14 protein-coding genes are annotated in these 16,035 nt (G+C 32.4%); 7 read left to right on the top strand and 7 right to left on the bottom strand.

The window, feature by feature from the left end; translation table 11 throughout:
• A partial coding sequence (locus NAT47_RS09135; protein WP_250582092.1) for a PKD-like domain-containing protein occupies window positions 1-3,018 on the top strand: 3,018 nt, incomplete at its 5' end.
• Between the two features lie 10 nt (window positions 3,019-3,028).
• Window positions 3,029-4,042 carry a PorP/SprF family type IX secretion system membrane protein gene (locus tag NAT47_RS09130; protein ID WP_250582091.1) on the top strand — a complete coding sequence of 338 codons (1,014 nt, stop codon included), beginning with the start codon at window positions 3,029-3,031 and terminating at the stop codon, window positions 4,040-4,042.
• A 42-nt stretch (window positions 4,043-4,084) separates the two neighbouring features.
• Here the strand turns inward: NAT47_RS09130 and NAT47_RS09125 are convergent, their stop codons facing one another.
• Window positions 4,085-5,263: a helix-turn-helix domain-containing protein gene (locus NAT47_RS09125; protein WP_250582090.1), complete on the bottom strand. Its 1,179-nt coding sequence runs from the start codon at window positions 5,261-5,263 to the stop codon at window positions 4,085-4,087.
• A 257-nt stretch (window positions 5,264-5,520) separates the two neighbouring features.
• On the opposite strand from NAT47_RS09125, the gene NAT47_RS09120 reads away from it, so the two are divergent.
• Genes NAT47_RS09120 through NAT47_RS09100 form a run of 5 tightly spaced genes read left to right on the top strand, consistent with a single transcriptional unit; the run spans window position 5,521 to window position 11,149 of the window.
• Entirely contained in the window at window positions 5,521-6,006 is a 486-nt protein-coding gene (locus NAT47_RS09120; RefSeq protein WP_250582089.1) for a T9SS type A sorting domain-containing protein, read from the top strand.
• The gene (locus NAT47_RS09115; protein ID WP_250582088.1) at window positions 6,003-6,620 is read left to right on the top strand and encodes a hypothetical protein; all 618 of its coding nucleotides are present in this window, start codon (window positions 6,003-6,005) and stop codon (window positions 6,618-6,620) included. The genes NAT47_RS09120 and NAT47_RS09115 overlap by 4 nt, the downstream gene beginning before the upstream one ends.
• A 9-nt stretch (window positions 6,621-6,629) precedes the next feature.
• On the top strand, window positions 6,630-9,119 hold the full coding sequence (locus tag NAT47_RS09110; protein ID WP_250582087.1) for a hypothetical protein: 2,490 nt from the start codon (window positions 6,630-6,632) through the stop codon (window positions 9,117-9,119).
• Between the two features lie 26 nt (window positions 9,120-9,145).
• Complete coding sequence (locus NAT47_RS09105) at window positions 9,146-10,636, top strand: SUMF1/EgtB/PvdO family nonheme iron enzyme (RefSeq protein ID WP_250582086.1); 1,491 nt, start codon at window positions 9,146-9,148, stop codon at window positions 10,634-10,636.
• Between the two features lie 12 nt (window positions 10,637-10,648).
• Entirely contained in the window at window positions 10,649-11,149 is a 501-nt protein-coding gene (locus tag NAT47_RS09100) for a hypothetical protein (protein ID WP_250582085.1), read from the top strand.
• Between the two features lie 456 nt (window positions 11,150-11,605).
• Here NAT47_RS09100 and NAT47_RS09095 read toward each other — a convergent pair whose 3' ends face one another.
• The 6 genes from NAT47_RS09095 to NAT47_RS09070 all read right to left on the bottom strand — a co-directional run bounded on the left by NAT47_RS09095 (window position 11,606) and on the right by NAT47_RS09070 (window position 16,034).
• Window positions 11,606-12,379, bottom strand: coding sequence for a hypothetical protein (locus tag NAT47_RS09095; protein ID WP_250582084.1), 774 nt, complete (start codon window positions 12,377-12,379; stop codon window positions 11,606-11,608).
• A 280-nt stretch (window positions 12,380-12,659) separates the two neighbouring features.
• Window positions 12,660-13,667 carry a hypothetical protein gene (locus NAT47_RS09090; RefSeq protein WP_250582083.1) on the bottom strand — a complete coding sequence of 336 codons (1,008 nt, stop codon included), beginning with the start codon at window positions 13,665-13,667 and terminating at the stop codon, window positions 12,660-12,662.
• A 35-nt stretch (window positions 13,668-13,702) separates the two neighbouring features.
• Window positions 13,703-14,020: a hypothetical protein gene (locus NAT47_RS09085; RefSeq protein WP_250582082.1), complete on the bottom strand. Its 318-nt coding sequence runs from the start codon at window positions 14,018-14,020 to the stop codon at window positions 13,703-13,705.
• A gap of 469 nt (window positions 14,021-14,489) precedes the next feature.
• Entirely contained in the window at window positions 14,490-14,720 is a 231-nt protein-coding gene (locus tag NAT47_RS09080) for a hypothetical protein (RefSeq protein ID WP_250582081.1), read from the bottom strand.
• The gene (locus NAT47_RS09075) at window positions 14,707-15,282 is read right to left on the bottom strand and encodes a hypothetical protein (protein WP_250582080.1); all 576 of its coding nucleotides are present in this window, start codon (window positions 15,280-15,282) and stop codon (window positions 14,707-14,709) included. Before NAT47_RS09075 ends, NAT47_RS09080 begins: the two co-directional genes overlap by 14 nt.
• Window positions 15,283-15,314: 32 nt before the next feature.
• Complete coding sequence (locus tag NAT47_RS09070; protein WP_250582079.1) at window positions 15,315-16,034, bottom strand: hypothetical protein; 720 nt, start codon at window positions 16,032-16,034, stop codon at window positions 15,315-15,317.
• Window position 16,035: the final 1 nt, after the last annotated feature.

Genomic DNA, 16,035 nt, shown 5'->3' with positions numbered 1-16,035 from the left:
AGTATCGGGCTTGCGGCTTCAGGAACTGGAAACATCTCTGTGTTTACTCCTACTAATGGAGGAACAGCCCCTATCATAGCTAACATATCTGTGATAGCAACAGCTAATGGTTGTGCAAGAGTAGCTGAAACATTTACAATAACTGTAAACCCTAGCCCTGTGGTTACCTTCTCACCTACTAATCAAACGATCTGTTCGGGAGAAACTTCTGCTTTGGTAAATTTAAGCAGTACCACTCCAGGGGTTACTTTCTCTTGGACTGCTACTCAACCTACAGGAATTACAGGGGTCGCTACTTCTGGTACCAATACCATACCAGCACAAACATTAGTCAACACTACAAATGCACCTATTGATGTTAACTATACTGCAGTAGCAGCTACAAACGATACTTCTGCTTGTGCCGGTAGTAGTTTTACTTATACCATTACAGTAAATCCGAAACCAAGTATTGAAAATCAATCATTTATTATTTGTAGCGAAGAAGGGTTTACAGTAGATCCTATTGATGGTATTCCAAATACTAATACAATTGTCCCTTTAGGTACAACATATAATTGGGTTATTAGTAATAATCCAAATATTTCAGGAGCAAGTTCTGGCACAGGTAGTCAAATTAGTCAAGTATTGACAAACAATAGTACATTAATACAAACAATTGTATATACTGTTACCCCAATAGCAGGTATTTGTACAGGAAATCCATTTACTATAACAATTGAAGTTTATCCTAGACCTGATGTTACTTTTGACATTCCAACTCAAACCATTTGTAATGAAACCAATACATCTTTAGTTACTCTAAATTCAACCCTTCCAGGAAATATTACTTACGAGTGGAATGCTACAATTCCAACTGGAATTACTGGTGCGTTAAGTTCTGGGACAAACACTATACCTGTTCAAACACTTATAAATACAACAAATGCTCCATTGACAATTACTTATGCTGCAACAGCAACTTTTAATAATAATGGATCTTCATGTGAGGGGAACGTTTACAACTATTCTATAACAGTTAATCCTACATTCACATCTTCTGGTGTAGTTTCAAATTACAATGGGTATAATGTAAGTGTTTTTGGTGGTAATGATGGAGCTATCAATTTAACAACAATTGGAGGTTCTGGAACTTATACTTATAATTGGACTGGACCAAACGGATTTACCTCAACCGCTGAAGCTATATCTGGATTATTTGCTGGAACCTATACTGTAACTATAAATGATGGTTATTGTGCTCCAATAGTACTAACCTTTACCCTTACACAACCACCAGAATTACTTATTCAAGCCGACCCAAGCCTAACTGTAAATCTAATTTGTTTTGGAGATAGTAATGGTGCTGTTGGAGTACTAATCACACAAGAATCAGTACCTCCTTATGATTACCAGTTATTTAATAGTAACGGAACTTTAGTAGCATCTATAATAGATACTACCAACTTAAATCCTCAATTTAATGGATTAACTGCTGGTGTTTACAATTTGATTGTCACAGATGCTAATGGCGGACAAAAAACAGTAACCGGATTAACAGTTACACAACCTGACGATATAGTTATAACAGCAGCTACAACTCCTATCACATGCTATGGCGCTAATGATGCTTCCATAACCTTAACAGTTACAGGAGGAACAGGACCTTATCAAGCACAATGGGATAACTTAGCTACCGGACTATATCAAAACAATTTAGCAGCTGCAGATTATAACATACTGATAACAGACAGCAATGGCTGTACTAAAACTATCGTAGTTTCAATTCCAGAAGCTCCTATTTTCACCATCAATCCAGTTGTAGTTAACATCTCTTGTTATGGTGCTAATGATGGAAGCATCAATCTTAATTTAGTTGGAGGTATTCAGCCAATATCTTTAACTTGGAGCGATGGAAGTACTGCTGGTTTAGTTAGAAATAATTTACCTTCAGGAACATATACCGTAACAATTGTAGACTCAAAACCGTGTACCATAACAAGAACATTCATCATAGTAGAACCGCAACCCTTGGTGTTAAGTGCGAATATTCAAAATGCGTTGGATTGTAACGATGCGAACAGCGGAGCAATTAATTTATTAGTTTCGGGTGGTACTCCTCCTTTTACATATAGTTGGACTAATGGAACAACCTCGGAGGACCTTACAAATATTCCTGCTGGAAATTACGCTGTAGTAGTAACAGATTCTAGAGGATGTACTAAATCAGCACAATATAGTGTCAACAGACCTCAACCTTTAACTTTAAATGTAACCAGCGATATAGATGTAAATTGTGAAAATAGAGAGATCCGTCAAGTTTTTGAAGCTCAAGTCTCAGGAGGTGTTCCTCCTATTCAATTGAGCTGGTCGAGTGGAACGGTAAGTGGAGCGAACAATGAGTTTATGACTACAAATCAAGATGGTTTGGTGCTCTTAACAGCAACAGATGCAATTGGATGTACCACTACTTATAGCTTTAATGTAGACCTACCTATTTTGGGGGATGCAAACTTCAACCAATCATCGTATGGTTATACAACTTATGGATTGTATTCTATTTTTGATCCGATTCAATTTACAAACACTGCTACTGGCGAATATGTAAGCATATCTTGGAACTTTGGTGATGGCACTTTTTCAACCGAAGAAAATCCAATCCATACCTATGTTAACGAAGGAAATTATGTAGTTACCCAAACCGTGACTTACCCATACGGATGTGTGTACGTACATACCATTTCATTAATCGTTGAAAAAGGATATGTTTTAGTGCTTCCTACAGGCTTTACACCAAATTCCGATTCACTAAACGATACCTATAGACCCGTTACAAAAGCATTATCATCTGTAAAACTAGAAATCTTTGACACTTGGGGTTCCTTAATTTTTAGTGAAATTGGAGATACTTTAAGAGGTTGGGATGGTAAAATTAACGGAATACCTGCAGAAAATGGCAATTATAACGCTAAAGTAACAGCTGAAACATTCTATGGTAGAACTATCTATGCTAGTGAAACCTTTGTGCTAATAAAATAACAATTGAAAAATGAAATTTAATCTACATATCCTGTTCGCCTTTCTTATTTTGGGTAGTGATGTCAAAGCACAAGACCCTGTTTTTACTCAATTTTTAATTGTACCCGAAACACTAAATCCAGCATTTACAGGAGCTTCTAGTTCTTGGAATGCGGGTATTATACACCGAAGACAATGGCCCGATGCTAATAAACGTATTGATACCCAATATGGCTTTGCGAACAACCTAATAACAGACAACATAGGCCTTGGATTCACAGTTTTAAATCAAAAAGAAACCTTTACTAATTATAATTATTTTCAGTTGAATGGAGCGGTTTCCTATCTGATCGAACTGAATTATAACTGGCGTTTGAGATTAGGCTTAGAAGGAGGTTTTGGAAGAAAAGATTTTAATTTTAGCAACTTACTTTTAGAAGACCAAATTAACATCAACGATGGAAGTATTTCGGGTCCAAGTATCGACCCAGGCTACTTGTCCTATAACAGCAAAATAAACTTTGCTGATTTTTCATTTGGAGTCTTGGTAGATCAAGAAAATGCTTGGTTTGGAGCTACTTTAAAACATTTATCACGTCCCGACATTTCTTTTGTAGAAAATGGAAATGTACCTCTTGATTTATTTCTATCGGTACACGGAGGATATTATTTTACGCTAAACGATACGCCCTACTCCTTTCTACCTCCCGATTCTGATTTCTTATTATCATTCAACTACATGAGACAATCTCAGTTCAATCGATTAGATATTGGAACATCTCTAGAAATGAATATGATCTCAGTTGGTCTTATTGCAGCCACCAATCCTGAGGGTAGAAATACGAATAGTCACTTAGTAACCTCTTTAAACCCATTTGTTACTTTACGTGTAGGCGAATTTAAATTTGGATACTCTTACGATTTCAACACCTCAAGTTTTGGACACAATCAAGGAATTCATGAATTCACACTAACTTGGCAATCTAAATATACCTGTAGAGATTGTGATAACTACCGAATGAAAATAAAAGATATTAGATGGTAAAACAGCCCACGAAACAACCATTTTATTGAAAAAAACTAAAAGCTATTTAGACGTACTTCGTTGATGTATTTGATAACTAGTATAGAATTCTTGAGGAGTAATACCTACAATTTCTTTAAAACTGGTAAAAAAAGTATTATAGGAAATAAAACCAACATCCTTTGCTAAAGAGTTAAAAGTCGTTTGTTTTAAATATCCGCTTTCAATAAGTTGCAAGGCTTGCTCCACGCGTATTAACTTCTTAAATTCTGAAAAAGAAATATGAGCATAATATTTAAATAAAAAAGTTAAATGACTCTTTGGTATGTTTATTTTGTAGGCCAAATCTCCAAGTGAAATTTTGGGATCTTTAAATAAGGTACTGTTATGTTTCAAATTATCTAATAATATCATATAACCCGGAATAAGATCTTGAATCTTATTTTGAAGTTTTAAATCTTGAATATTAATTATTTCATCTTCAATATCTTTTTTCCAAATAACCTTTGATGCATAAGCAGATGTTACCTCATTTTTTTTAACAGAAAAATACAAGTAACCACTTAATATTTCAGGAAAAATTAATAATCGTAAAAAAACCGATAACCAAATTAAAGCAGCTATCCATAGATTTGATTTTCCATAGTCATAATGATTACTTGTAACCTCTAAAAATATAGATATCATCAATCGAATTGCCATTAAAAGCAATAAAATAAAGAGATAATGTGTCCATTTTGATATTAACTGATTCTGATCATTTATAAACCTTATAGCACTTTTCTTACTCCAAATACGCTTTTGTAAAATCATAAAGTCTAAAATCAAATAAAAAATAATGTAGATTAAAAAAAAGCACAAGAATATAATGTTCTTATAGCGTATTTCAACAAATCCTTTATCATCTAAAAAATCTGTAACTATAAAAAGAAATGGTACAACAAAATGAATTAAACCATCAACTACAAATTTTCCTTTACTTAAAACTAAATTTTTAAAGTAAAGAAAAGTTAAAGGAATTACAGCTATTAAAAAATTGTTATACCTATCTAAAATCTCATTCAACTTATTTACATCAAAAAGACTAAAAAAACCAATAACTAAAAACCTCATAATTATAATTCCAAAAATTATAATGAGATAAATATTACTATTAAAATTAGCTTTAGAACGCATAAAGATTTGAATTATACTTAATAATCCAATTAATCCCGTGGAGAAAAGCAATAAACTTTCAATCATAAGTTGTTGAATACATTCTTATAAACCCCATTTACTTTTTTTATAAAACAATGGAATCTATTTTTAAACAATTAACCAAAAGTACAAACTTCTAAATAAAATCTTTATTTATGAATGTTATTGTTTTTTAAATTTTTAGTAACTTTTTAAGTTACTAAAAGCTTAAAAGTTGTTATTGAAAATCTACAAAATCAAGCTTTGAAGTTGTTAGAAGTTTTTTATAAATATTACTGTTGTAATTTGCAGAAAAAATTGAAATGGTCAAAAAAATTATTTTTTTATTTTTCGGATTTACAACACATGCACAAGAAATCCATCACGAAATGATTTCATCTCAAGGTAATCATGTGACAATTCAAAATGGATATACAGTTAGACAATCCATAGGGCAACAAAGCGCTATTGGTAACTTCACAAATGAACAATTTAGAGTAGAACAAGGTTTTCAACAAAGTTCATTTAAAGTGGGTACTAATTTGAACAATCAAACAAACATCAAACTCATTGCCTATCCTAATCCTTTTAAAGACAAAGTTAGTTTTGAATTTTCTAAACCAATATCTGAAAAAATTACCATCACATTTTATGATGTATTAGGAAGAGTTGTTTATGTAAAAGAAAACATTTTAAACAATGAAAGCAATATAATAATTGGCAATATAAATCTTGCTGATGGTGAATACCTAGTAAAAGTTTCGGGACAAAATTATCATTTCACAATTAACTTACTAAAATCAATATGAACAAAAAAGTACTTTTATTTTTAGCATTACTTACAATAGGCTACAGTAAAGCACAAGAATTATATTTTGTAACAGGTACTAATTTTACAAAATACAACTTTGAAGCTAAAAACTCGTCTATGACTACTAAGCTACAAAGCGGTAATGGGACCACACATGAAATAGGATATGCAATTCCTATTAGAAACAAAGATTTCTCGTATTCCTTTGGGGTTACCTTAGATGAATATAATGCACTCGCAGGATCAACTACCAACTCTTATAAATGGGATACAAAATATTTAGGTGCACAAGCTGCTTTGCATTACGATTACAAAGTATCGCCATTTTTTAGTGTTTCAGCAAGAGCGGGTATTAATTTATCTTCTATAATTTATGGAAAACAAAGTATTGATGGTGAAATATTTGATTTAAAAAATCAAGAAGAGTTTTCAGGGTTATTTTTGAGAGTTTTTGGAAAAATCCAAACGCTTTATAAACTCAATAAGTTCAGTGCATTAAGTCTTGGATATGGATATTCGCATTCTGCAAGTACTTCTAACAGTACAAATGAAAAATTAGCTTTCGATACCAACCAAATTCTCTTTGGGATTCATTTCACAACAAACTATTAATTACATCTTATGAAAAAAATACTATTATTTTTTACATTTCTAGTTACTTCATTTGTTTTTTCGCAAACAAGTGGAATAACTTACCAAGCGGTGATATACAAACCGAATGGAGATGCTCTACCAGGAGTAAACAACAACAATGTTCCGTTAGCATTAAAAAACATTTGTATTCAATTTACCATCGTAGACTTCACAAACACGACAGAATACAAAGAAAACATCACCACAACTACCGACAAATACGGAATGGTCAATTTAATTATAGGAACAGGAAACCAAGTGGGTGGTTACGCTAGTTCCTTTACAAATATAGATTGGAATACTACGAGTAAAAGCCTAATTGTTGGTTTAGATGTTTCTGGAATGTGTAATGACTTTGTAGAAATTAGTAACGCTCCCTTTTCTGTAGTGCCTTTTGCTTACAATAGTTTCAATGCTACGAATGCTTCAAACATTACGGGAATTGTTCCAATAACAAACGGAGGTACTAATGCTACAACTGTTCAAGATGCTAAAACGAATTTGGGCCTTGACCAAGTAAATAATACTTCAGATATCAACAAACCTATAAGTACCGCTACACAAAATGCTTTAGCACTTAAAGAAAACAGCAGTAACAAATCTACTGATGCTACTTTAGCAGACGGTACGAACACTAAATTCCCAACAGAACTAGCCGTTAAAACGTATGTAAACAACCAAATTACTACTGTGAATACCAATACGAATACGGCTATTACTAACTTGCAAAATACTATTACTGCTAATCAAACGGCTACTGATAATGCATTAGCTTTAAAAGAAAACAGCAGCAACAAATCTACTGATGCTACTTTAGCAGACGGTACGAACACTAAATTCCCAACAGAACTAGCTGTTAAAACGTATGTAAACAACCAAATTACTACTGTGAATACCAATACGAATACGGCTATTACTAACTTGCAAAATACCGTTACTGCCAATCAAACGGCTACTGATAATGCATTAGCTTTAAAAGAAAACAGCAGTAACAAATCTACTGATGCTACTTTAGCAGACGGTACGAACACTAAATTCCCAACAGAACTAGCCGTTAAAACGTATGTAAACAACCAAATTACTACTGTGAATACCAATACGAATACGGCTATTACTAACTTGCAAAATACCGTTACTGCCAATCAAACGGCTACTGATAATGCATTAGCTTTAAAAGAAAACAGCAGTAACAAATCTACTGATGCTACCTTAGCAGACGCTACAAACACTAAATTCCCAACGGAGCTGGCAGTTAAAACTTTTGTGAACAACCAAATTACTACTGTGAATACCAATACGAATACGGCTATTACTAACTTGCAAAATACTATTACTGCCAATCAAACGGCTACTGATAATGCATTAGCTTTAAAAGAAAACAGCAGCAACAAATCTACTGATGCTACTTTAGCAGACGGTACGAACACTAAATTCCCAACAGAACTAGCCGTTAAAACGTATGTAGATAGCCAAATTTTATCAGCTGGAAACAACTTTCTCCCCTTGACAGGAGGCACATTAACAGGGCAATTAACTACTCCATCGGTTGTATTCAATGACGGAAGTACTTGGCAAATAGGAAACTCGGGACAAAACTTCTCCATTTACCAAGGAGGATGTTGTAGTAGAGTTATTATTGATAATAATGGCAATTTTGGAATTGGAGGTAATTATGTACCACAATTCAAATTAGATATTGAAGGAGATGGACGATTTACAAGCAGTTTAACAGCTAACTCATTTTCTATTCCAAATGGACTTTCTTCGCAGTTTTTAAAAGCGGATGGATCTCTTGACACAAATAACTACTTCATAGCAGATGGTACTAATGTAGCCATAGGATATGTTTCAGGAAGTGGTGGTCAAGGAGACCACTCTATAGCAATAGGAAGTAATACTGCACAAGGGCCTCAGGCAGAAGGCGGAGTTGCTGTAGGATATGCAGCTGCACAATACAATCAAGGCTTGAATGCGGTAGCAATCGGATCGTTTGCAGGAAATAATAACCAACCTGAAAATGCAGTTGCAGTTGGATTTAACGCACAAGCCAATGGAATAAATGCTATTGCAATTGGTGCCAATGCTACAGCTCAGAACAATAACACTGTTCAGTTAGGAGATGCTAACATTACCAATGTAAACACCTATGGTTCTATAACGGCTAACGCAGAAATTAGTCCAGAAATTACAACTAATTTCACCATAAACGCAGCTAATGCAGAAATGTACAAAGGAAAAGTCCTTATTTGTAATCCAAACAGTCAAATAACCATAACTTTTGAAAACAACCTGCCTTTAGGTTTTAACTGTATGGTGCTTCAAAAAAGTGATGATGCTAACAAAATTAACTTTGCAGGTGGCGCTGGTGTTGTCATGAAAAACAGAAACAATTTTACGGCTACTGCCGGAAATTATGCAATAGCTACTATAGTAAACATTGGAGGTGGTATTATTGTTACTGCCGGAGATATGCAATAATCAATACAAAAAATAAAAACCTAAATATGAAAAAAATAGTATTAATAAGCCTTTTATTCTTAGCCATTAACTTTCAAAGTTTTGCTAATAATTTAATCATTGGAACTCCTACAGTAAGTGGAAATACAGTAACTTTTACTATCAAATGGGACAACAGTTGGTACGTAACCACAGGTCCATCAAATTGGGATGCCGTATGGGTATTTGTTAAAAGACAATCGTGCATTGCTAATGCGTCTAGCCCATGGATTCACGCCGATTTAGCAGCCTCAGGTAACACTGTAACTGGCGGGGTTTTACAAGTAGAACAAGTAACAGATAATAAAGGGGTTTTCATAAGAAGAAGTGCTGCGGGTGTAGGAAACATTACTACTGCAACTGTTACACTTACCTTAAGTACCGCTATTGGTAGCGATAATATTGGCGTATACGGAATAGAAATGGTTAACATTCCTGAAGGCGATTTTTATATTGGTGATGGTGCTCCACTTTACACACATGGCTTTTCTGATGCATCGGGAAATCCTTTACTAATCAATGCTACGATTCAGAATGCTGGATTAGGTGCCGCTTCAAATTATCAGAGAGACAACCTAGGTTCTATTGGTAATTTACCAGCTACCTTCCCATTAGGATTCAAGCGCTTCTACTGCATGAAATATGAAATTACAGCGGGACAATATGTAGCTTTCTTGAATACGCTTAGCTTCAATCAACAAATTAGAATGCAAAGAGACTACCAACCGAATACCACTCCACCCGATTCACCTGCTGGAACTGAGTTTCACTGCTGGCCTTGTGGTAATAACTCACCTAGGATAGTTATTGCAACCCCTGGAAACAATACTACACAATTAATACCCGCAGTATATGCTAATGATTTAAATGCAAATGGTGTTTACAATGAAAATGAAGATGGTTTAGGAATCCCCGTAGTATTAAATACTAAAAACTTCTTAGCTTTTTTAGATTGGGCAGCAATACGCCCTATGACAGAATTTGAATACGAAAAAGTGTGTCGAGGAAATCAAAACCCTGTTCTTGGCGAATTTGCATGGGGATCAACTGACTTTAACAATGCCTACGACGTACCTAATTATGGTTCTGCTTCAGCTACTAATAACTATGTTTTATTAGGAAATACTACTGTTGGTACTAACCGTTTATATCGCGCAGGAATTTCAGCTACAGCTACCTCTAACCGATTAAAAGCAGGTGCTACTTACTATGGTGTATTAGACATGACTGGAAATGTTTGGGAATCATGTATTGGAGGTTGGGGTGTTGATTATTCTGACTTCACCACACAAAATGGTGATGGTAACGTTTATGAAAATGGACAATCCATTGAAAACGGTTCTACCGATATGACTACTTGGCAAACAAATCGAATCATGGTTAAAGGTGGAGGTTCTAACTGGGTTGGTGGTGAATGGTTCTCTGTATCAGGAAGAAACTGGGTTCAATTTAACAATTATTCGTTCTTCCAAGGTGGAAGAGGCGTTCGTACCTACTAATAAAGTAAAACAATGAATAAATCAAAAATCACCTTTATTCTATTATTCATTGGAACTGTAGCAACGGCACAAATTGCATTACCTAGTATGAGGGGTGTATTGAATTCTAAAGTGGCTACAACCATGTATTCAGGAGGTGTTGGAGATGGCAATGCTGAAGAATTCGTAACCCAAAACAACTGTTTAGCACCAGATATAGAAACCATTTATTATGGGGGTAATGGAATAGGTTATGATGTCCAACAATTGATGCAAAGTAGCTGTACCTATCCCTCAATTGAAAGTATATACTATGGCGGTAATGGCTTGGGCTACGACAACAAAACAAACATTCAAACGATTTGTATTGCTCCTACAATTCAATCTATTTATTATGGAGGTGCAGGCTATGGATATGCGGAACAGCGGATTTGGCAACTCATATGTAACCATCCAATAATAGAATCTATTTTTAATGGTGGTTCTAGTGGGAGTGAAACCCCTCAACAACTAATACAACAAAATTGTTACTAACTCAAAATAAAATGACCGTTACTGCTTAGGGTAACGGTCATTTTTAATTGTTGTGGAGTAGCTATTGAAAAAAAAGTTGGCTCCTATTACGTTGGCTTCTGATTTACGAAGTAAAAACTGTCATTTCAACTAAATAGGAATCTCCTACGAAGTAGACTGTTGTTTTACAAAGTAATACCCACCTTCACCTTTCTACTTTCGTTAAGCATCATTCAATTTCTTTTATGTCAGGCTCATCTCGTTTCAGCATCTCTTAAACATCTCATTGTTATTTAAACAAACGCAAAAGGATTCACTCCGCTGAACTACGTTTCGCACACGTGCGAGGGAACATTTTAAATAAGTAATACTCGATTTTTTTAATTATAAGCTTGTTTTTTCTTGCTCATTACACTTGTACCAAAAAGCCGAAACTTCCGAAGGCGTTTCCGCTTGAGGAAAGGTTGATTATTTTTTTTATTCTTTCAAGTATTCAATGTATTTTAAAAATATATAATTATTACTTTTAATTATTTCAGATAAATTGTCAAATGCTGTCTCGTTCGTGTTGTATAATTTTGATAAATCTGAAATTAACTCTCTTATCTTATTTTCTTCCAACTTTTCATTTCTAATGAACCCTAAAAATGAAGCGCCAATACCAAAAAGTTCAAAATTGTATTTTTCAAATAAGTGTTTTGATAAAGCATAATTTTCAAAAGGATCTAGATCACTTTGAAAATACCCATTTGGAAATCCACAAATTCCTTCGTATGATTTTTCTACAGGAACAACTTTAAGAATTATTTTTTCGTCTAAATATTCAAATGGTGACACATTAATCTTTTCTAAGATTAAAATTTCCTCTTCTTCTATTAATAAACTATTACAAACAGATGAAAAATCAATGTCTTTTGTTTGTTTCAAGAAGTTTTCTCTTCTTATGAAAAATTCAGATGGTGTTGAGAGATAGCCCAAATGCTTACCGTCTTCAAAACACAGTTTATCAAGTTTGGATAAATCATATCCTGCCGTTTCGTCAAGGTCATTTGAATCAATTGAATGTCCACTAGTATATTCAGCTTGACCTAAATCATCAAGTGTAAAAATTATAGTTTTACCGGGATTCTTTTGTTTATAAGTTAGATAAATTTCAATTAACTCATCAAAAGATTTTAGGTTTTCGATTACAAAACTGTCAAACAGAATCTCCATACTTGACTGATTCGATGTTAATGGTTGTATTTGCATAGTGTTTGATTATAGTTGCAAGTAAATCGTATATTTACGAAACTTTAAAACCACTTTTATCCCATATTGGCAAGATTGACGAAAGTTTTGTCTGGTTTTATATTCAAATATAATGAATCTTATAAATTTTGACTGATATTATTTCGTTAAATCCAATTGTTTAAGAGTTAGATCATTTTTCATTGCCTGCCTTTGGATTGATTTGTACTAAAAAACACGCGATGGAAATCACGCGGCAGCTGGGATTATAGCTTAAGATGAAGAACTTTAATTTTTAAAATTATTTCGGTAAAAATCGTTGATGGTCATACAATTTCTTTTCCGCTATGTAATTTAATACGAATTGATAATTTTGTTCAGCTGACAATCTTTGATTGGATTTACTCTGAATTATATTTTCAATTCTTTTTACTTCATCTTCCGGTAAACTATTGAAATATGAAATTACTAACTCTTTATCTTTAAATTCATCCCAATTTATTAGTGGTAATTCATCTTCTATAGGTTTTGAAACTTCAGCTTTTTCTTTATGTTTAATAATTTCAGAAAAGTTGTTTTCTTCAATTAATTTTTCTTCTTGCAATTGATTTTCTGGTTTTACTTTGACTATTTCAGTTTTTTTTGCTGAGATTAATAAAGCATTCAAATCGGCATTATTCATATTTACAACTTTGATGAATATTACACCTATCCCTATAACTATTGTTGCTTTTGTCAGAAATTGAAAAATATCAGTTCCTAATAAATCAAATGTTCCTAATATTGAAATAATCCCATAGCCAATAAAAGTAAAACCCAATATTTGGAATAATTTTTTATAAATGGAATTCATTTTACTTAACTTGATTCCTAGTAATACAGATATTACTATAATAGCAAAATTAGATATAAATAGTAGTATTGCTCCCAAAATTGAAGAACTAGCAAAAGCGCTCAAAGCATTAAATGATTCTCCTTCCTCTAATGAAGTGTAAACCAAAAATGATTTATAAATCACAGTTAGCTGAGTTAAAGTAGTGATTCCTAAAAAAATTATGTACGCATTTATTAAACCGTTTGCTATTGAATAATTAAAGACATTGTTAATGAAGTGCTTAAAAATTAATAGTATTCCGATCCAAATTAAACCGCTTAAAACTGCAAAACCATTAGCAGTAAAGCCGTGAAACCAAGTACCATCTACATAGAAAAATTCTTTATAAATGGCATAAACCAATAATAATACTGCATAAGAAAATGCAATTATTACTGTAGATTTATAAATTTTAGGTAAAATTTTATTTTCCATTTTTATATAATTATTTGTTGAATTAATTATTAGGATTATTTTAAAAGAAACAAAGCCAGCTTTTTATTAAAAACAAACGAAACTAAAGCTATTAATGTAATTGTATAATAGAAGAAATCAAGCATGTTAAAACCATCATGTAACATGTAACTGAACATTTCAAAATCAAATACTAAGCATACAAATAAAGCAGCAGCTGTTAATTTAATTCCTGTACTTAATTGGTTTTCATTATCATTTGAATTATCGAACCAAACGGAAATCTTATTGGATAAAAATAATAGTATTATTGCTAAAGCACTGTAATATACTAACAATTGTGTGGCATAGGTTACTTCTTCTATCTTTAACATTACTAAATATGAAATTTTAAAGCTTAGTACATAAAAGGCGATTATGAATAGAATTGCGCTTACTAGCTTATTAGTGAATTTCACTTTACCTTTTTCATATTGTTTCATTACTATGAAATAAGCAATAATTGTAATCACTATATCCATAACATGATAAGAAATATACTTTTGTAATGCATCGTTAGAATTACTGAAATTTAGTTTTGTAAAATGTATTAGTAGCGTATTTATTACTTGATAAATGGTTATAGTAAGTTTTATTATTAAGAATCTTTTTAATCCTTTGGAATACAAAATATCAATATCTTCAGATTCCTCAGTATTACTAATTAAACCCAGTTTTTCTAATATTTTGGTATTAATTATTAAATAAGCTAAACATAATAAAACTATTATGAGAGTAAATGAAAGAATGATACTGTTTAAAATGGAAAACATAATCATTAACATCGCTATTTTAATTGCAGTTTTATTTTGCATAATTTTTACGGAATGAAAAGATTAATACTAGTAACGCAATTAAAAAAACTGCTAATTGGGCATACATTCTATTTGTTATTACTTCAGAATTCATATTATACTGTTGCAAGTCAAACTCACTCATTTGTTGACCTGTAAAATACAATTGTTCTATTTCCTTTATAGCTAAAATTAGAAGTGCTAAAGCTGCTAACTTTATGTATCCGTTATATTTTTTCATTTTCTAAATCTGTTAAATTAATTCCAGTTATTTTTTTTATTCTATCGATGTATGAAATTAAATGGAAGTTGTAAAAATTACCGTTCTTATCTTTTTCAATATCTAATTTTGAGAAAGAACTAAAATTCTTATTGACTAATTGCTTTATCTCCTTTTCATTCAACCAACTTGCATTTTGAGCGTTTTCATTACAATAAGCATAACAATACAAATGGATGTAACCCATTACATAAAAAAACTCTTCGAAAGATAACTTTTGATTTAATAAAAATAGAATATCTTTTTTAAATGATTCTTCTCCTTTATTTCCGTATTTATTGATATACTCTTTTATACTTGCGAAACTTTTATAAAATTGATGACCAGGATATTCTCTATCCGGATGAAAATAATCGTTTTTACCAAAATAGAAATCGGTAATGCAATTTTTCTTAATAGCACTTTCATAACTGGTATAGGTATGCTCCCAAATGGCTTTTAATTCGTCCGCAGGATTATTCTTAGGATTCGTTTTACTAAATCCAAGTTTTTGAAGAAAAGATGTTATTAGGTTTGATATCATTGAATTATTTTAAATCAAATTTGAATCTCAATTTAAGGAAGATTAATAACTGAAACTATAACATAGATTAATGCTATAAGCATGACTATGATAACAATAGCTACACCTATTAGTTCTATACCAACACCTTTATTTGCTGTTTCTGGACTATTTGTTTTGGCATTGAACAATTGCTGTGAAACTTCTTTTGTTACTTCTGGTTCTATTTTCGAATTTACAGGTTCTACTTCCACTTGAACTTGCTTTGGCTGCTCAACTGATGCTGCATTTTTTAATGTAAATCGATATGCTTTTTCATCTAACTCAATTTCATAAAAGTGTGTTCCGATGACCTCTCCTATTTGATCAAAAATAGTCTCTGTCATATCATCCTCATTATCTATTTCGCATTGTAGTGGTTCTCCTTCTTCATCTACTATTTCATCGTTAACTTTCATAATGCTTCGAACTAATACATCATTTTCAGTATAGCCGATGTTAAAAGTCATTGATGTTTCGGATAGTGCAAATGTTAGTATGTTAGTTTCCTTATGAGAATAAGGTTCTAAACAATAATCAATGTTTGCAAAAACTAAAGTTCCGTTTTTTGAAAAATACACGTCGAAATATCCTTCCTCTTTCCAATTTTCACTGGCATCTTCAAAAATAATTTCATTTTCAATTTGAAGTTCTACACCTAAAAGCTTTGACAACTCTTCTACATTGTTCTCAAAATTTTTATTTATTGCAATACCCGAAATATTATGTCCCATA

The sequence above is a fragment of the Flavobacterium fragile genome, from assembly GCF_023634865.1.
Taxonomy (GTDB): domain Bacteria; phylum Bacteroidota; class Bacteroidia; order Flavobacteriales; family Flavobacteriaceae; genus Flavobacterium; species Flavobacterium fragile.
This window is presented reverse-complemented; position numbering and strand designations above follow the sequence as displayed.